The following is a 16,903-nucleotide window of genomic DNA, read 5'->3' on the forward strand; positions in this document are numbered from 1 at the left end:
TCCGCGAAGTTCTGCCCCGGGTCGGGGGTTCGCCACACCTTTCCGTGTCGACACGACCGGGCCCATGACCCCTCTCACAGACACCGTCGTCCCGGGTCACCCGGCGGGATCGCGGTGGTCCATGGTCTCCTGCCCGCCAAGGGGTACGGGGGACATCGAGGAGACCGCATGCCGACGACCGTGCTGTTCACCGGCTTTCCCGGTTTCCTCGGCAGCGCGCTGCTGCCCCGGACGCTGCGGCGCTCCCCCGACGCCGCCGCCGTGGCCCTGGTCCAGGAGCGCTGGCTCGACCGGGCCCGGCAGACCCTGGACCGCCTCGAGGCCGCCGAGCCGGAGATCGCCGGGCGCACCCGCCTCGTCGTCGGCGACATCACCGTGCCGGGCCTGGGTCTCGACGCCGAGGAGGCCGTCGCGCTGCGCGAGGGCCCACTCGAGATCTTCCACCTCGCCGCGGTGTACGACCTGTCCGTGCCCGCCGACCTCGCGTGGTCGGTCAACGTCGACGGCACGCGCCACGTCGTCGACTTCGCCCAGGGCGCCGCCGAGCTCGTCCGGCTGCAGTACGTCAGCACCTGCTACGTCTCCGGGCGCTACGACGGCATCTTCGCCGAGGACGACCTCGAGCTCGGGCAGACGTTCTCGAACCACTACGAGCACACCAAGCACGAGGCCGAGCGGATCGTCGCGAAGGCGCGCGAGGCGGGCCTGCCGGTGACGATCTACCGGCCGTCGGTCGTGGTCGGCGACAGCCGCACCGGCGAGACCCAGAAGTACGACGGGCCCTACTACGCCCTGCAGCTCATCGCCCGCCAGGGACGGATCGCGATGATGCCGCTGCCCGGCAACCCGGCCCGCGTGCAGTTCAACCTCGTGCCGAGCGACTTCGTCGTCGACGCCATCGCCGCGCTGGCGCCGCACCCCGCGGCGGAGGGCCGCACGGTCGCGCTCGCCGCCCCGCACCCGCCCTCGGTGCTGGAGATGTGCCGGGCGTTCGCGGCGCACACCGACAAGAAGCTGCGCGTGGTCCCGGTGTCGACGACGCTGTCGCGGTTCGCGATCGACCGCCTGCCCGGGGTGTCGGCGCTGTTCAAGCTGCCCTCGTCGACGCTGGACTACCTCACCCACCCGACCGTCTACGACGTCACCGCCAGCACCGCGCTGCTCGACGAGGTCGGCGTGCGCTGCCCGCCGTTCACCGAGCACGTCGGCGCGATGGTGGCCTTCCACCGCGAGCACCCGGACGTCGGCAGCGCGGCGATGGTCTGAGGGCTGGGGGGTGTGAGATCGCCGTGGTCCTAGACTCGGCGTCGATGGTCGGACAGCGCGTCGCCCTCATCGACTCCGGGTGCGGCCTGCTGCCCACCGCCGGGTGGCTGCGTCACCTGCGCCCCGACCTCGCGCTCGACCTCTACCTCGACCCCGAGGGCATGCCCTGGGGCTCGAAGCCCTCGGAGTGGATCGTCGACCGGGTCGTCGGCACCGGCCGCCGCGCGGTCGCCCGCGGCGCCGACGCGATCGTGGTGCCGTGCAACACCGCCTCGGTGACGGCGGTCGTGCCGCTGCGGGCGGCCGTCGAGCCCGAGCGGCCCGTGGTCGCGACGGTGCCCGCGGTGAAGCCCGCCGGCGCCACCGGGCTGCCCTTCGCGGTGTGGGCCACCGAGCGCACCACCGCGAGCGCGTACCAGGCCGACCTGCTCGAGCAGTTCGCCGCGCCCGGACAGGCCGACGCGGTCGCCTGCCCGGGCCTCGCCACGGCCGTCGAGCACGCCGACGCCGCGGCCGTCCGCGACGCGGTCGCCCTCGCCGCGGCGCGCACCCCGGCCCGCGCCCGGTCGGTGGTGCTGGGCTGCACGCACTACCCGCTGGTCGTCGACGACATCCTCGCCGCGCTCCCGCCGGGCACCGGCCTGCACGACAGCTCGCGCGCCGTCGCCGGGCAGGCCCTGCGCCGCCTGGGCATCCCCGAGGACCCGGCGGCCGAGCCGGCCGAGGTCCGCGTGCACCTCGGCGGCGACGAGGGACCGCTGCCGGCGGCCGCGCTGACCTACCCGATCGGCCGCGCGCTGGCCCGCGGCGGGCGGATCGCGCGCGCCGAGCTCCCGGCGACCGACGAGTCCGGGCGCGGGACGGACCCGGACACCGCGGAACAGCCGGCGTTGCCCGGGAGACGGAGCGGAGCGGAGCTCGACCCGTCGTCCCGGGTGTGACCTTCTCGATCGGGGGTGTGAGCCTCTGATCATCCTGGTGCGCAAGCGCTTGCGTGGTGGTCGACTCACCGCATGAGCACCCCGGTCGGCACCACCCCGGACGTTCTCGCCGACACCGAGGCCCGCCTGGTCGACCGCTGGACCGCCGAGGGCGTGCCCGCCGAGCACGTGCACCACCTCGTCGCCGACGCCCGCGAGCGTCTCGCCGGCGCCCGCGTCCGCGCCTTCCTCCCGATCCTCGTCGAGCGGTCGGTCCGCAACGCCCTGGCGCTGTGACGACCCCCTAGGCTTCTCGGCGTGATCCCCGCCGAGAACATCCGCGACTGGCGCGGCCGCCCCGTCGTCGACGTCGAGGACTCGAAGATCGGCACGCTCGAGGCCGTCTACGTCGACACCCTCGGCGACGAGCCCGTGTTCGTGACGGTCAAGCTGTCCTCGCTGTTCGGGAAGACGCACCTGGTGTTCGCGCCGCTCAAGGGCGCCGTCGTCACCCCGGACCACCTCAAGGTCGCGTTCGCCCGCGACCTCGTCCGCGAGGCGCCGGGGATCGACCCGGACGGCGAGCTGCACGCCGAGGCCGAGCCGGGCGTCTTCGCGCACTACGGGCTGGCGTACCAGACGGGGTCGCTCGGCGAGCGGCGTCTCGCGCGCCGATGACCTCCATGATCGGTGTCTCGGTGACGAAGCCACGCAGATCCGAGGGTTTTCGTCACCGAGACCGCGATCATGGTCGGTCGAGGGCCGTCGCCGCGCCCACGGCCTCGCGGCGCACCCGGTCGACGTAGGCCTGCGAGCGGTTGTAGGCGAGCACGGCGGCGCGCCAGTCGTCGCCGCGGCGCAGGTCGCGGTCGTCGGCGCACAGGTAGCGCGCGGCGGCCAGGGCGGCGTCGTCGAGGTCGTCGGGGTCGTCCACGCCGTCGCCGTCCCCGTCAGCGCCGTACTGCGCCCACGTGGTGGGGATGAACTGCAGCGGGCCGACGGCGCGGTCGTAGGTGGTGTCGCCGTCGAGTCGCCCGCCGTCGGTGTCCCGGATCTCGCGGTTGCCGTTGGTGCCGTCCAGCTCGGGGCCGCGGATCGGGTCGACCGGGCGCCCGGCGTCGTCGAGGGCGGTGTCGCCGAAGCGGCCGTGGTTCGACTCGACGCGCCCGAGACCCGCGAGCGTCACCCACGACAGGCCGCAGTCGGCGAGCTCGCCGCGGGCGGCCGCCTCGGCGCCGGCGTAGGCGACGAGCGCGCGCTCCGGGACGCCCGTCGGGCCGGCGGCGTCGCGGGCCCAGGTGGTGCGTGCGGCGGCGTCGGCGGGCACCGGCGCCGCGGCGGGCTGGGCGTAGGCCGGCAGGGCGTCGGGACCGCGGCGGCTGACGGCCACGACGCCCGCGATCCCGGCGCCGAGGAGCAGCACGAGGACGACGGCCGCGGCGAGCAGGTTCTCGAGCCGCTGGGCCTCGCTGCGGTCGTGCTCGATCGGCGGCGTGCTCACCGCCCCGACGCTACGGAAGGCGCCGTCGGCGTCCGGTGGGGCGCCGGGCGACCGGAGCAACCGCCCGCCGGAGGGACACGACGTGTCGTCGACGCGACACGCGTGTCACCCGCTCGTCCCCGTGCCGCGCGCGCCGGTCACCGACTGCCCCCGATCGGTAGTCCGTTCGTAGGAGGTCCGGGCGCGGTCGATCAGGCAATCTGTCGGCCTCCGCCGGGCAGGGAGGGCCGGCGGAGCGGGGTCGCGGGGAGGAGGCGCCATGGACATCGACGTCCGGCTGCGCATGTTCACGTGGTTCGCCGACGTCTCGGGAGCCGTGGCGGTCAGCCGCATGGGCCCCGAGGAGATCACCCGGGCGCGCGCCCGGCGCCTCAGTCACAACGTCGTCACGTCCCGGGTGTTCGGCCCGATGCCGCGCGGGGTGTTCGTCACCGACCGCATCGCCCACACCGACGTCGGCCCGCGCCCGGTACGGCTCTACCGCCCGCACACGGCCCGCGCGCTGCCGATCGTCGTCAACTTCCACGGCGGCGGCGGCACGCTGGGCAACCTCGACCAGTCCGACTGGCTGTGCGCGCACGTCGCGTCGCGGGTCGGTGCGCTCGTGGTGTCGGTCGACTACCGCCTGGCCCCCGAGCATCCCTACCCCGCCGGCCGCGAGGACGGCTACGCCGCGGTGAGCTGGGTGGCGCGCGAGGCCGCGACGCTCGGCGCGCGCCCCGACCGCCTCGCCGTCATGGGCGACAGCGCCGGCGGCAACCTCGCGGCGGTGGTCTGCCTGCTCGCCCGCGAGTCCGGGCCGGTGATCGACTCCCAGGTCCTGCTCTACCCCGTGCTCGACCTGACCTTCGAGCGCGCGTCGATCGAGCGCTTCGCGGGCGGGCCGGTGCTCACCCGCGCGGACATGGACGTGTTCCGCACGCACTACCTCGGCGAGGACGGCGACGCCTCGGACCCGCTGTGCTCGCCGCTGCTCGCGCCCGACGTCGGCGACCTGCCGCCGGCGCTGATCGTGACCGCAGGCGTCGACCCGCTGCACGACGACGGCGTCGACTACGCGTGCCGCCTCGAGGAGGCCGGCGTGCCGGTCCGGCACACCGACCACCCCCGGGCGGTGCACGGCTTCCTGTCGTTCCCCGGCGTGTGCCGGGCGTCGGCGACCGCGCTCGACGACGTCTGCGCCGAGCTCACGGCACGGTTCGCCTGACCACCTACATGTGCAGGCCGCCGTTGACCGAGTAGACCTGCCCGGTGATGTACTCCGACTCCGGGTCGGCGAGGAACTCCACGACGCGCGCGACCTCGTCGGGCTGGCCGAGGCGCTTCATCGGGATGCCCGAGACGATCTTCTCGATCGCCTTCTCCGGCACCGCGGCGACCATGTCGGTCTCGATGTAGCCGGGCGCGACGCAGTTGACGGTGACGCCCTTGCGCGCGCCCTCCTGGGCCATCGACATCGTCATGCCGAACAGACCGGACTTCGTCGCGGCGTAGTTGACCTGGCCGGCGTTGCCCGCCTCGCCGATCACCGAGCTGATGTTCACGATGCGCCCGCTGCCGCGCTCGGCCATCTGCAGATACGCCAGCTGGGCCATGTAGAACGTGCCCGAGAGGTTGACCTGGACCACGCGGTCCCAGTCGTCGACCTCCATCTTGGCCACCATCTTGTCCGCCGTGATGCCGGCGTTGTTGACCAGGACGTCGACCCGTCCGTGCGCCCTCACGACCTCGTCGAACACGCGCTCGCAGTCGCCGCGCTCGCCGATGTTGCCCTGGTGGATGGTGATCTGGTCGGGGAACTCGGCCTGGAGGTTCTCGGCCGAGGTCGGGTCCGACGAGTAGCCGACGCCGACCTTCATCCCGCGCTTGGCGAGCCGTGTGCTGATCGCGCGCCCGATCCCGCGGGCGCCGCCCGTCACCAGGGCCACCTGTCCGGTCATGTCTCCCATGCGTGCTCCCTCGCTCGATGGTCCTGTCGCGTTGCCCTGTACCCGGACGGTGGCCCGCGCCACACGACTCGGTGGCCCATCGAAGTCCGGTTCTGGGGCGACCGGAAGGCCAGGGCGTCCCCTACTCGTGGGTAGGTGGCCGTTGCGAAACATCTCAAGCAGAACGTACGGTCCACGCAGCACCCAACGCCGGGTGCGAGCGAGCGCCCGGACCGGGCGCGAGGAGGTGTGCCATGACGGCCCCCGCCGACGAGCACGTCGAGACCGACCAGCCCCTGGACCGCGACCCCACCGCGGTGCAGACCGAGGCGCCCTCACCCGATCCGGCCGCCTACCTGCGCGGCTACCACGCCACGGCCGCCGTCCGCGGCGCCGCCGAGCTGACCAAGGGCGCGGGCTACGTGCTGCGTCGCGCCTTCGAGCAGTCGACGACGCCGGGCCGCAACACCCGCGACGCCCAGCGCTGGTGGCGCCACGTGATGACGCGCCGGCGCCCGCAGTGGCACAACGACCAAGAGATCGTCTTCGAGACGCCGATCGCGCGCCTGCGGGACTTCTCGCAGGGCTCGACCGACGACGTCGTCCCGACGCTCGTGCTGCCGCCCCAGGCCGGGCACGACTCGTGCATCGTCGACTTCCAGCCGCGCCAGTCGCAGATGATGGTGCTGCGCGAGTGCGGGCTGACCCGCGCGTTCACGCTCGACTGGGTCGGCGCCACCCGCGCGACCTCGGGCACGACGATCTCCGACTACATCGCCGTGGTCGACCGGGCCGTCGAGCACTGCGGTGGCCGGGTCAACCTGGTCGGCGACTGCCAGGGCGGATGGCTCGCCACGATCTACGCGGCGATCCACCCGGACAAGGTCAACACGCTGACCCTGGCCGGCGCGCCGATCGACTTCCACGCCGGCGAGACCCCCATCGGCGCCTCCTCGCGGGTGATGACCCAGCGCTTCGGGCAGCTGCCCTACCGCGCGATGGTCGCCGCGGGCGGCGGGAACATGCCGGGCGCCTTCGTGCTCGGCGGGTTCATCGCGATCCGTCCCGAGGCCGAGATCGCCAAGCACGTCGACCTGCTGCGCAACCTCGACGACCCCGGCGCGATCGCGCGCTACGAGGCGTTCGAGGACTGGTTCAAGCACACCCAGGACGTGCCCGGCACGTTCTACCTGTGGCTGGTCGAGCACCTCTTCGCCGGCAACGAGCTGATCAACGGTGAGCTCGAGGTCGACGGGGAGCGCGTCGACATGCGCAACATCGCGTGCCCGCTGTTCCTGCTGGGCGGCGCGACCGACCACATCACGCCGCCGGTGCAGGTCTTCGCCGCCGCCGAGCACGTGTCGACCCCGGCCGACCAGGTCACGAAGCGCACCGCTCCCGGCGGGCACCTCGGCCTGTTCATGGGCAACCAGGCCCTGCGCCACGAGTGGCCGCCGCTCATGACCGCGGTGGCCGAGCACTCTCGCCCGCACGGTGGTCGCCGCAGCGCTTGACCGATCGAGCAGGACGGTGACGGGGCGCGCCCAACCCTGGGTATTGCCCCGTCACCCCGGGTACTTTCCGAACATCCGGCACTGCGCACCGCAGTCGCCCCCGCTGCTGGCCACCGGCACGGTGGCCCCAGTCTCACGGCTCATCCCGCGACCAGGAGGACCACCATGCCCGGCTCCGTCATCGTCTCCGGCGCCCGCACCCCGATCGGCAAGCTCTCCGGTGCCTACGCCGGGCTGCCCGTCCAGACGCTGGGCTCGGTGGCGATCCAGAAGGCCCTCGAGCAGGCCAACGTGTCGCCGGAGCAGGTCGAGTACCTGATCATGGGCCAGGTCATCCAGGCCGGTGCGGGGCAGAACCCGGCCCGCAAGGCGGGCACCGACGCGGGCCTGCCGATGTCGACGCCGTCCTTCACACTCAACAAGGTCTGCCTGTCGGGCCTCGACGCCATCGCGCTGGCCGACCAGATGATCCAGGCCGGTGAGTACGACGTCGTCGTGGCCGGCGGCATGGAGTCGATGACCGAGGGTCCCTACCTGCTGCCGAAGGCCCGCCGGGGCTACAAGTACGGCGCGGGCACCGTCGTCGACGCCACCGAGTACGACGCGCTGACCGACGTCTACGACCACGAGTCGATGGGCGCCTCGACCGAGCGCTTCTCGAAGTCGATCGGCCTGTCGCGCGAGGCGATGGACGAGTTCTCCGCCGCCTCGCACCAGCGCGCCGCCGACGCCGCGAAGAACGGCCGGTTCGACGCCGAGATCGCGCCGGTGACGATCCCGCAGCGCAAGGGCGACCCGATCGTCGTCACCGAGGACGAGGGCGTGCGCGGCGACACCACCGCCGAGGGCCTGGGCAAGCTGCGCCCGGCGTTCGACAAGGAGGGCGCGATCACTGCGGGCTCCTCGTCGCAGATCTCCGACGGCGCCGCGGCCGCCGTGATCATGTCGGAGACGAAGGCCAAGGAGCTCGGGCTCGAGGTCCTCGCGCGCATCGGCCACCACGGCTGGGTCGCCGGCCCGGACAACTCGCTGCTCTCGCAGCCGTCGAACGCGATCTTCAAGGCCCTCAAGCGCGAGGGCATCGACGCCAAGGACCTCGAGATGCTCGAGATCAACGAGGCGTTCGCGGCCGTCGCGCTGCAGTCGACCACCGAGCTGGGCGTCGACCCGGAGCGCGTGAACCCCGACGGCGGCGCCATCGCCCTCGGCCACCCCGTGGGTGCCAGCGGCGCCCGCATCGCGGTGCACCTCGCGCACGAGCTCCGTCGCCGCGGCGGCGGCGTCGGCGCGGCCGGCCTCTGCGGCGGTGGCGGCCAGGGCTCCGCGCTGGTCCTGCACGTCTGATCGGACCCACCGGCGTATCAGCGTGGCGGCCACGCTGGCGCTGGACGTCAGGAAATCCACCACGATCACGAGCGGCGCGGCGGTCACCTCCGGGTGGCCGCCGCGCCGTCGCGTCCGGGGTGGAACCGTCGCGACGCCGCGTGCGTCGAACCAGGCACGGGGCCGCGTCGGGTGGGAGGAACCGGGCGCGGCCCCGTCCGCGGTGATCTCGCATGACCATGCCCACGGCGGGTGACCATGCTCGGGTGCGCATGCCAAGGTGGTCGTCCGGGCACAGGTGACCGGGAGCACACCCTCAAGACACGGAGGCCAGCACATGCCGCAGGAGGTCCGGGGCGTCGTGTCCCGGGAGAAGGGCAAGCCGGTGACGGTCGAGACGATCGTCATCCCCGACCCGGGTCCGGGCGAGGCCGTGGTGAAGGTCCAGGCCTGCGGGGTCTGCCACACCGACCTGCACTACCGCGAGGGCAACATCGAGGACGCCTACCCGTTCCTGCTCGGCCACGAGGCCGCGGGCGTCGTGGAGGCGCTCGGCGAGGGCGTCACGGGCCTCGAGGTCGGCGACTACGTCATCCTCAACTGGCGCGCCGTCTGCGGGGTCTGTCGCGCGTGCCGCAAGGGCAAGCACCACCTGTGCTTCGACACCCACAACGCCGCGCAGGCGATGACGCTCAAGGACACCGGCGAGGAGCTCAAGCCCGCGCTGGGCATCGGGGCGTTCGCCGAGAAGACGCTGGTGCACTCCGGGCAGTGCACGAAGGTCAACCCGGACATCGATCCGGCGCAGGCCGGGCTCATCGGCTGCGGGATCATGGCCGGCGCGGGTGCGGCGATCAACACCGGTGAGGTGAAGCGCGGCGAGACCGTGGCCGTCATCGGCTGCGGCGGCGTGGGCGACGCGGCCATCGCGGGCGCGGCGCTGGCCGGCGCCACGACGATCATCGCCGTCGACACCGAGGACCGGAAGCTCGAGTGGGCCAAGGGCTTCGGCGCCACCCACACGATCAACGCCAAGAACACCGACCCGGTGCAGGGCATCCGCGACCTCACCGACGGCTTCGGCGCCGACGTCGTCGTCGACGCGGTGGGCATCCCGGCCACGTGGAAGCAGGCCTTCGAGGCCCGCGACCTCGCCGGCCGCCTCGTCCTGGTCGGCGTGCCGTCGCCGGACATGAAGCTCGAGGCCGACTTCCAGCCGTTCTTCTCCCACGGCGGGTCGCTGCGGGCGTCCTGGTACGGCGACTGCCTGCCCAGCCGCGACTTCCCCATGCTGGTCGACCTGGCCCTGCAGGGCCGTTTCCCGCTCGACAAGTTCGTGACGGAGCGGATCTCGCTCGACGACGTCGAGCAGTCCTTCGAGAAGATGCATCACGGTGACGTGCTGCGTTCGGTGGTGATCCTGTGAGCGCCGAGAAGATCGGCGAGGGCGTCGAGCACCTCACGACGTCCGGCAAGTTCGAGATCGACGGCAACTCGTTCGACGTCGACAACAACGTCTGGATCATCGGCGACTCGTCCGAGGTCGTCCTGCTGGACGCCCCGCACGACGCCGAGGCGATCAAGAAGGCGGTCGGTGACCGCAACGTCGTGGCCATCCTGTGCACGCACTCGCACAACGACCACGTCAACGCCGCACCGGCGATCGCGGCCGCCTTCGACGCCCCGATCCTGCTCAACCCCGACGACCGGGTGGTCTGGAACATGACCTACCCGGACCGCGAGCCGGACGGCGAGATCCTCGACGGCGAGACCTTCACGATCGCCGGGATCGACCTGCGGGCGATCCACACGCCGGGGCACTCCCCCGGGTCGACGGTGTTCTACGCGCCCGACATCGGCACGCTGTTCTCCGGCGACACCCTGTTCAACGGGGGTCCCGGTGCCACGGGGCCGTCGTACTCCGACTTCAACGTGCTGATCGAGCAGCTGGCCGACAAGGTCTTCTCGCTGCCCGGCGACACGATCGTGCGCACCGGTCACGGTGACACGACGAAGGTCGGCGACGAGGCCGCGCGTCTCGAGGAGTACCGCGAGCGGGGCTACTAGCAACTGAGCAGCTACCCGGACGACGAGTACCCGGCCGACCCCTATCCCGGGGTCGCGCCGGGTTTCTCGTTCGTGCACCTCGACGCGACGAGCCACCGCCTCGAGCCCTCCGACGACGCCGCCGGCTGGACCGTCGACGGTGACGACCTCGACCGGTGGCTCGCCGGACACGGGGCGGCGCCGATGACCGCCCGGGTGCCGGTGCTCGCCTTCGGGTCCAACCGCTGCCCCGGCAAGCTCACGTGGCTGCGCGAGCACCTCGGGCTCGCCGGGCCGGTCGTCGTCCTGCGGGCGCGCGTCGAGGGGCTCGCGGCCGTCTGGGCGGCCGGGCTGCGGGCGCGCGACGGGGCGCGGCCGGCGACCCTCGCGGTCGCGCCCGGCGCGGTCGAGACCCACGCGGTGTGGATGGCGACGCCGGACCAGGTCGCCGTGCTCGATCGCTGCGAGGGGCGCGGCGAGCGCTACGACCTGGTGCGCCTGCGCGCGGCGGGAGACGGAGCGGAGCGGAGCTCGACCCGAGGTGTCCGCGTCGTCACCGAGGACGGCGCGCAGCTCGACGGTGTCTGGACGTACTGGGCCGGCGATCCCGTCCGGGCGCCGCTGCTCGTCGACGGCGCCCCGGTGCCGGTCACCGCGCTCGACCAGGCCGCCGCGCGGGACCTCGTCGGGTCGCCGGCGCCACCGACCCCGGACGCGGTGACGGTCGAGCACGGCACCCCCGACCCCGCGGCGTGGCCGGACCGCGTGTTCGTCTACGGCACCCTGCTGCCCGGCCGGAGCGCGTGGTCGCTGATGGCCCCGCACGTCACCGGCGAGCCCCGCGAGGCCTGGCTGCGCGGGCGGGTGCACGACACCGGCCGGGGCTACCCGGCGCTGGTCCGCGGCGGTCCGGGTCGGGCGCGGGGTGCGGTGCTGAGGCTCGCCGACCCACCCGGCGCCCTGCCCCTGCTCGACGAGTACGAGGGCCCCGACTACGTCCGCCAGCGCGCCGTCGCGCACACCGCCGACGGGCCGCTGCCGACGTGGGTCTGGACCTGGCGGGGCCCGGTGCGCGGCGCGCCGCTGACCGCGGCGTGGCCGCCTACGAGCGGGTCCGGACGCTGACGTAGAGGGACGGTGCCGGCGTCACCGGGGAGACGGGGACCGCGACCGGCGGCTCGACGGGCTGCTCGGCGCGGCGTCGGACGTGCCGGCCGAGGGCGAGCAGCGCCAGGCCGACGACGAGCGCGACCCCCGCCAGCACGAGCACGCCCAGGGCCACGAGCTGCGGGATGCCGTGCAGCCGCGGCACCCCCGGCACGGCGAGCGGCACGGCGCCCATCAGGAGGATCACCGTCACCGCCGACACCACGAGCACCCGCACGCCACGACCCCCGACTCGGTGGATCTCCAGTCTCCTCCGGACGTCGCCCCGGCCACCACCTCTCGTTACGTCCATCGAGGTCACGATGCGGTTCCGGTCCCCGGTGGACGCCGTCGGCGGCGCTCCGACATCCTGATCACCGTCTCGGAGAACGGGGAGCGATGCTCGAGATCGACGGGATCTCCAAACGGTTCGGGTCCACGGTCGCCCTGGACGGCATGAGCTTCACGGTGCGCCCGGGCGAGCTGTACGGGTTCGTCGGCGCCAACGGGGCGGGCAAGACGACGACCATGCGGATCGCGCTCGGCGTGCTCGCCGCCGACGCCGGCGAGGTCCGGCTGGGTGGGAGGGCGCTCGACGCGGCGTCGCGGCGCCGGATCGGCTACATGCCCGAGGAGCGCGGGCTCTACCCGCGCATGGCCGTCGGCACCCAGCTGCGCTACCTCGCCGAGCTCCGTGGGCGCAGCGCCGCTCAGGCCCGCGAGGCCGCCGACCGCTGGACCGAGCGCCTCGGGCTCACCGAGCGCCGGGGTGACGAGGTCCAGCGACTGAGCCTCGGCAACCAGCAGCGTGTCCAGCTCGCCGCCGCGCTCGTCGCCGAGCCGGACGTCCTGGTGCTCGACGAGCCGTTCTCGGGCCTCGACCCGATGGCCGTCGACGTCATGAGCGAGGTCCTGCGCGAGCGCCGCGACGCCGGCGCGCCCGTGGTCTTCTCGTCGCACCAGCTCGAGCTCGTCGAGCGCCTCTGCGACCGCGTCGGCATCGTGCGGGCCGGCCGTCTCGTCGCCGAGGGCGCGGTGGCGGAGCTGCGCGACGCCTCGGCCGTCGAGGTCCTCGTCGACGCCCCGCAGGCGCCGGCGGGGTGGGCCGACGGGGTGCCCGGCGTCGCCCGGGCGCGGGCCGCCGACGGCGGGACGGTGCTGACGCTCGCCGACGCCCCGCACACCGATCTGGAGGCGACCCTCGGCGCGGTGCTCGACGCCGCGCGGCGCACCGGGCCGGTGCACGAGTTCCGGCGCCGCCGCCCGACGCTCGCCGAGATCTACCGGGACGCCGTCGCCGAGAGCCAGGCCGAGGTCGCCGCGTGACCGGCACCCTGCGCCCCGTCCTGCTCATCGCGCGGCGGGAGTTCGCGTCGCGGGTCCGGGGACGCGCGTTCGTCGTCGGCACCGTCGTGGTGCTGGTGCTGCTCGGCGTGTACGCGGCGGTGATCGCGACGATCGCGTCCGGCGACGACACCGCGCGGGTCGGCGTCACCGGCCCGGCCATCGCGCTCACCGGCCCGCTCGAGCGGGCGGCGCCGACCGAGGGCCTCGAGCTCACCGTCGTCCCCCAGCCCGACGTCGCGACGGGCGAGGCCGCCGTGCGCGCCGGGGACCTCGACGCCCTGATCGGCGGGGAGCCGGCGCGCCCGCGGGTCTACGTCGAGTCCGAGCCCGACGCCCAGACCGAGCGGGTGATCGTCGACGCCACGTCGTCGGTGGCCCGCGACGGCTTCCTGGTCGCGCGCGGGGTCGACCCGGCGGCGCTCGACGCGGCGGTGGCCGAGTCCGGGCCGGTCATCGTGGCCGCCGAGCCGCCGGACCCGCAGGCGGGCCAGCGGCTGGGCCTCGGGCTCGCCGGGGCGTTCCTGCTGTTCTTCTCCATCCAGACCTACGGCGCGATGGTCGCCCAGGGCGTCGTCGAGGAGAAGGCGAGCCGGGTCGTCGAGATCGTGCTGTCGTCGGTGCGGCCGTGGCAGCTGCTGCTCGGCAAGGTGCTCGGCCTCGGCGCGGTCGGCCTGCTGCAGCTCGTCGTCCTCGGGGGCGCGGGCCTGGCCGTCGCGGGCGCGGCGGGCATCCTCGTGACCGCGGCGGGGCTCGTGTCGACGCTCGTGTGGGTCGTGGTCTGGTACCTGCTCGGGTTCGCGCTCTACGCGACGGTGTTCGCCGCGGCCGGGTCGCTGGTCTCGCGGCAGGAGGACACCCAGAGCGTGCTCTCGCCGGTGACGATCACCGTGCTGCTCGGGTTCGTCGTCGGCTTCAACCTGCTCACCTACGACCAGCGCGGCACCCCGATCACCGTCCTCTCGCTGCTGCCGCCGTTCAGCCCGCTGTTCATGCCGGCCCGGATCGCGCTCGGCGTCGCACCGGCGGGGCAGATCGTGCTCGCGCTCGTGCTGACGATCGCGTTCACGGCCGGCGTGCTCGCCCTGGGCGGGCGCATCTACGCGAACTCGGTGCTGCGCACCGGCGCCCGCGTGTCGCTGCGCGAGGCGCTGGGGCGTTCCCGGGGCTGAACGCGCGGGTCAGTGGGGGCGGTCCCCGGCGATCGCCACGCGCTCGGCGACACGGCGGTGCGGGTGGTAGTCGCCGACCGCGTAGTGCTGGGTCGCGCGGTTGTCCCAAAACGCCACCGTGCCCGGCGCCCACCGGTACCGGACCTGGTACTCGGGCACGTGGGCCTGGGCGAACAGGTGGCGCAGCAGGGCGTCGGACTCCGCCTGCTCCAGGCCCTCGATGCGCGTGGTGAAGGCGCCGTTGACGTAGAGCGTGCGCCGGCCGGTCTCGGGGTGCGTGCGCACCACGGGGTGGCTCACGGGCGGGAACACGTCCTGCAGCCGCTCGAGCTTCGCGGGCTCGAGGAAGCGGGCGAACCCCGGGACCATGTCGTGCACCGCGCGGGCGTCGTCGATCCGCGCGAGGACGTCCGGGGTGAGGTTGTCGTACGCCGCGGCCATGTCGGCCCAGATCGTGTCGCCGCCCGCCGGCGGGGTCTCGATCATGCGCAGCATCGCGCCCATCGCCGGGTTCGGCCGGAAGGTCGTGTCGGCGTGCCAGATGTTCTCGTAGGTCTGCGGCCCGTCGCCGCCCTTGGTGAAGCGCACGGTGGCGGGGTCGTCGCCCTGCTCGAGCAGCGGGTTGGTCTCCAGCTCACCCCAGTGGCGGGCGAGGTCGCGCTGACCGCCGGGATCGAGACGGTCCTGGCCGGGGAAGAACAGGACCTTCCACTCCAGGAGCGCGCGGTGGATCTCGGCGCGCTGCGCCGCGTCGGTCGCGGCGAGGTCGACACCGCGGATCTCCGCACCGAGGGTCGCGCCCACCGGGGTCAGCTCGAACGCGGTGTCCGGACAGCGCTCCGGCCCGTCGCCCGCCGTCCGGCGCAGGACGCGGCGCCCCTCGAGGAGGTCGACGGCGGGGGTGCTGGTGGGTCGGTCGGTCCGCGGGTCGAGGACGCTGGTCACGATCGACCACGCTCAGCTTGGCGCAGGGGTCCGGTCAACGCAATGTGGCCGAGATCGTTTCCCCTCTCGCCTTTACCTCCCGGTGGTGCAACGATCCCGCGATGCTCACACGTTCAGGGCGGGTGGTCGGCGCGACCATCGCCGTGCTCGCGTTCGTCCTCGCCGGCTGCGGCGGCCTCTCCGGCTCCGGTCAGCCCCAGGCCCAGGGCGGCAGCCTCGCCGCCAGCGGTATCAACCTCGCCGGCCAGACCTACACGGTCGGTGGCCAGGAGTTCGACGAGCAGCTGCTGCTCTGCAAGATGAGCGTCGCCGCGCTGCAGTCCGTCGGCGCGGCCGTCAACGACCGGTGCAACATCACCGGCTCGGCCGCCGCCCGCCAGGCCCTGCTGTCGGGCGAGATCGACATGGGCTGGTCGTACACCGGCACCGGGTGGATCACGAACCTCGGCAACACCACGCCGATCCCCGACTCCCAGCAGCAGTACGTCGCCGTGCGCGACCAGGACCTGCAGCGCAACCAGATCGTGTGGACCAACCCCACGCCGTTCAACAACACCTACGCGATCGCCACGACGCGGGCCTTCGCCGATGCGAACAACCTGCGCACCACCACCGACTGGGCCAACTTCATCAACAGCGGCAACCCGCAGGCCACGACCTGCGTCGAGGCCGAGTTCGCCAGCCGCAACGACGGCCTGCCGAACCTGCTGAAGACCTACGGCGTGACGGTCCCCTACGACGCCCCGCCGGCGCTGACCGTGCTGGACACCGGCGCGATCTACCAGGCCACGGCCAACGGCAACCCCTGCAAGTTCGGCGAGGTGTTCACCACCGACGGCCGCATCCCGGCGCTGAACCTCGTGTCGCTGGCCGACGACAAGAACTTCTTCCCGAAGTACAACGCGTCGAACACGATCCGCAAGAACGTCGTCGACCGGAACCCGGCCGTCGTCCAGGTCTTCGACCAGATCTCGCCGCGCCTCACCGACGACGTGATGCTCCAGCTCAACGGGCAGATCTCGTCGCAGGGCCGCGACGCCGGTCAGGTCGCGAACGAGTTCCTGCAGCAGCAGGGCTTCATCGGCTGACCCTCGACCGTCTCCTGGACTGACCGAAGGGCTCCTTCGCTCGATCTATCCGAGCGAAGGGGCCCTTCGGTCGTTCGCGCGCGGTGCCGAGTGGGCCGGCACGGCGCGGACCCGACGCGATGCCAGACCCTCGCGGCCCACTCGGGTCAGTTCGCGTTGCCCGCCGCGGAGTCGGCGATGCACTCGGCGCGGGTCATGCCGGTCTGCTCGGTACACGCCGCGAGCGCGAACTCGCCCGGGTCCTCGGTGGCGGCGGAGCCGCCGTCCGCGCTGCCGACCAGGAGTCCGTCGGCGGCGTCGTCGCAGCCGATCGACCTCAGGTACGGGCGGAGCTCGGCGTTCGACACGTCGGACCGCATCGCGATCCGGTCGCACTCGGCCGCCGACACGGCCGTCCGGCTCGTCGTGGTCCGCCGCGACGCCGTGGTCGTCGTCGACCGCGTCGTCGACGGGGTGCTCGTGGCGACGACCGGCGACGCCGGAGTCGTCGCCGCCGGCAGCGGAGCCGGTGCCGCGGCCGGGGAGGGGACGGCCGTCGCCTCCCGCATGCTCAGGGTCACCGCGACGGACGCCGCGAAGACGGCCGCGGTCAGCAGCCCGAGGACGGCGATGAGCACCCTGCGATCGGTCGGCACGAGGAGATCTCGCGAGAGCACCGGGCCGCGTGAGCCGGTCTTCCGTGAATCACCCGGACGTGTCCGGCGTGGCGC

Annotated in this window: 18 protein-coding genes; 13 read left to right on the forward strand and 5 right to left on the reverse strand. The window is 73.5% G+C overall.

The annotated features are described in order from the left end of the window. The first annotated feature begins 168 nt into the window (after positions 1-168). The 4 genes from EV188_RS07665 (at position 169) to EV188_RS07680 (ending at position 2,864) form a co-directional block, all read left to right on the forward strand. Positions 169-1,266: an SDR family oxidoreductase gene (locus tag EV188_RS07665; protein ID WP_133825668.1), complete on the forward strand. Its 1,098-nt coding sequence runs from the start codon at positions 169-171 to the stop codon at positions 1,264-1,266. A gap of 44 nt (positions 1,267-1,310) precedes the next feature. Then, positions 1,311-2,207, forward strand: a complete 897-nt coding sequence (locus EV188_RS07670) for a glutamate racemase (protein ID WP_133825669.1) — start codon at positions 1,311-1,313, stop codon at positions 2,205-2,207. Positions 2,208-2,279: 72 nt separating this feature from the next. After that, the gene (locus EV188_RS07675) at positions 2,280-2,483 is read left to right on the forward strand and encodes a three-helix bundle dimerization domain-containing protein (protein WP_133825670.1); all 204 of its coding nucleotides are present in this window, start codon (positions 2,280-2,282) and stop codon (positions 2,481-2,483) included. A 21-nt stretch (positions 2,484-2,504) separates the two neighbouring features. Further along, a complete protein-coding gene (locus EV188_RS07680; RefSeq protein WP_133825671.1) occupies positions 2,505-2,864 on the forward strand; it encodes a PRC-barrel domain-containing protein in 360 nt (119 codons plus the stop codon). A gap of 67 nt (positions 2,865-2,931) precedes the next feature. Here EV188_RS07680 and EV188_RS07685 read toward each other — a convergent pair whose 3' ends face one another. Next, on the reverse strand, positions 2,932-3,687 hold the full coding sequence (locus EV188_RS07685) for a lytic murein transglycosylase (RefSeq protein WP_208114061.1): 756 nt from the start codon (positions 3,685-3,687) through the stop codon (positions 2,932-2,934). Between the two features lie 259 nt (positions 3,688-3,946). On the opposite strand from EV188_RS07685, the gene EV188_RS07690 reads away from it, so the two are divergent. Then, positions 3,947-4,894, forward strand: a complete 948-nt coding sequence (locus tag EV188_RS07690) for an alpha/beta hydrolase (protein ID WP_133825672.1) — start codon at positions 3,947-3,949, stop codon at positions 4,892-4,894. Between the two features lie 4 nt (positions 4,895-4,898). Here EV188_RS07690 and EV188_RS07695 read toward each other — a convergent pair whose 3' ends face one another. Next, on the reverse strand, positions 4,899-5,627 hold the full coding sequence (locus EV188_RS07695) for a beta-ketoacyl-ACP reductase (protein WP_243741544.1): 729 nt from the start codon (positions 5,625-5,627) through the stop codon (positions 4,899-4,901). Positions 5,628-5,869: 242 nt separating this feature from the next. Here EV188_RS07695 and EV188_RS07700 point away from each other — a divergent pair, with 242 nt between their 5' ends. From EV188_RS07700 to EV188_RS07720, 5 genes are all read left to right on the forward strand, one after another. Continuing rightward, positions 5,870-7,129 carry an alpha/beta fold hydrolase gene (locus EV188_RS07700; protein WP_166659776.1) on the forward strand — a complete coding sequence of 420 codons (1,260 nt, stop codon included), beginning with the start codon at positions 5,870-5,872 and terminating at the stop codon, positions 7,127-7,129. Between the two features lie 165 nt (positions 7,130-7,294). After that, positions 7,295-8,473 (forward strand): acetyl-CoA C-acetyltransferase, encoded by a 1,179-nt coding sequence (locus EV188_RS07705; RefSeq protein ID WP_133825675.1) that lies wholly within the window; start codon positions 7,295-7,297, stop codon positions 8,471-8,473. A gap of 316 nt (positions 8,474-8,789) precedes the next feature. Next, a complete protein-coding gene (locus EV188_RS07710) occupies positions 8,790-9,878 on the forward strand; it encodes an S-(hydroxymethyl)mycothiol dehydrogenase (RefSeq protein ID WP_133825676.1) in 1,089 nt (362 codons plus the stop codon). Further along, positions 9,875-10,519, forward strand: a complete 645-nt coding sequence (locus EV188_RS07715) for an MBL fold metallo-hydrolase (RefSeq protein WP_243741545.1) — start codon at positions 9,875-9,877, stop codon at positions 10,517-10,519. Before EV188_RS07710 ends, EV188_RS07715 begins: the two co-directional genes overlap by 4 nt. Before the next feature lie 72 nt (positions 10,520-10,591). Next, on the forward strand, positions 10,592-11,623 hold the full coding sequence (locus EV188_RS07720; RefSeq protein ID WP_243741546.1) for a gamma-glutamylcyclotransferase family protein: 1,032 nt from the start codon (positions 10,592-10,594) through the stop codon (positions 11,621-11,623). Here EV188_RS07720 and EV188_RS07725 read toward each other — a convergent pair. Beyond that, entirely contained in the window at positions 11,601-11,882 is a 282-nt protein-coding gene (locus tag EV188_RS07725; RefSeq protein WP_133825678.1) for a hypothetical protein, read from the reverse strand. The genes EV188_RS07720 and EV188_RS07725 overlap by 23 nt on opposite strands. 161 nt (positions 11,883-12,043) lie before the next feature. On the opposite strand from EV188_RS07725, the gene EV188_RS07730 reads away from it, so the two are divergent. Beyond that, positions 12,044-12,970 (forward strand): ABC transporter ATP-binding protein, encoded by a 927-nt coding sequence (locus EV188_RS07730; protein ID WP_133825679.1) that lies wholly within the window; start codon positions 12,044-12,046, stop codon positions 12,968-12,970. Beyond that, positions 12,967-14,160, forward strand: coding sequence for an ABC transporter permease (locus EV188_RS07735; protein ID WP_133825680.1), 1,194 nt, complete (start codon positions 12,967-12,969; stop codon positions 14,158-14,160). Before EV188_RS07730 ends, EV188_RS07735 begins: the two co-directional genes overlap by 4 nt. Before the next feature lie 9 nt (positions 14,161-14,169). Here the strand turns inward: EV188_RS07735 and EV188_RS07740 are convergent, their stop codons facing one another. Further along, a complete protein-coding gene (locus tag EV188_RS07740; protein ID WP_133825681.1) occupies positions 14,170-15,105 on the reverse strand; it encodes a TauD/TfdA dioxygenase family protein in 936 nt (311 codons plus the stop codon). A gap of 101 nt (positions 15,106-15,206) precedes the next feature. On the opposite strand from EV188_RS07740, the gene EV188_RS07745 reads away from it, so the two are divergent. Beyond that, the gene (locus EV188_RS07745; RefSeq protein ID WP_133825682.1) at positions 15,207-16,193 is read left to right on the forward strand and encodes a glycine betaine ABC transporter substrate-binding protein; all 987 of its coding nucleotides are present in this window, start codon (positions 15,207-15,209) and stop codon (positions 16,191-16,193) included. A 146-nt stretch (positions 16,194-16,339) separates the two neighbouring features. Here the strand turns inward: EV188_RS07745 and EV188_RS07750 are convergent, their stop codons facing one another. Beyond that, the gene (locus EV188_RS07750) at positions 16,340-16,828 is read right to left on the reverse strand and encodes a hypothetical protein (RefSeq protein WP_133825683.1); all 489 of its coding nucleotides are present in this window, start codon (positions 16,826-16,828) and stop codon (positions 16,340-16,342) included. Positions 16,829-16,903 lie beyond the last annotated feature (75 nt).

It is taken from the genome of Actinomycetospora succinea (genome assembly GCF_004363095.1).
Classification (GTDB): Bacteria; Actinomycetota; Actinomycetes; order Mycobacteriales; family Pseudonocardiaceae; genus Actinomycetospora; species Actinomycetospora succinea.

Coding starts and splice junctions, on each gene's coding strand:
- EV188_RS07730 (WP_133825679.1), top strand. CDS start 12,044: ATGCTCGAGATCGACGGGATCTCCAAACGGTTCGGGTCCACGGTCGCC.
- EV188_RS07665 (WP_133825668.1), top strand. CDS start 169: ATGCCGACGACCGTGCTGTTCACCGGCTTTCCCGGTTTCCTCGGCAGC.
- EV188_RS07690 (WP_133825672.1), top strand. CDS start 3,947: ATGGACATCGACGTCCGGCTGCGCATGTTCACGTGGTTCGCCGACGTC.
- EV188_RS07695 (WP_243741544.1), bottom strand. CDS start 5,627: ATGACCGGACAGGTGGCCCTGGTGACGGGCGGCGCCCGCGGGATCGGG.
- EV188_RS07710 (WP_133825676.1), top strand. CDS start 8,790: ATGCCGCAGGAGGTCCGGGGCGTCGTGTCCCGGGAGAAGGGCAAGCCG.
- EV188_RS07705 (WP_133825675.1), top strand. CDS start 7,295: ATGCCCGGCTCCGTCATCGTCTCCGGCGCCCGCACCCCGATCGGCAAG.
- EV188_RS07670 (WP_133825669.1), top strand. CDS start 1,311: ATGGTCGGACAGCGCGTCGCCCTCATCGACTCCGGGTGCGGCCTGCTG.
- EV188_RS07700 (WP_166659776.1), top strand. CDS start 5,870: ATGACGGCCCCCGCCGACGAGCACGTCGAGACCGACCAGCCCCTGGAC.
- EV188_RS07745 (WP_133825682.1), top strand. CDS start 15,207: ATGCTCACACGTTCAGGGCGGGTGGTCGGCGCGACCATCGCCGTGCTC.
- EV188_RS07675 (WP_133825670.1), top strand. CDS start 2,280: ATGAGCACCCCGGTCGGCACCACCCCGGACGTTCTCGCCGACACCGAG.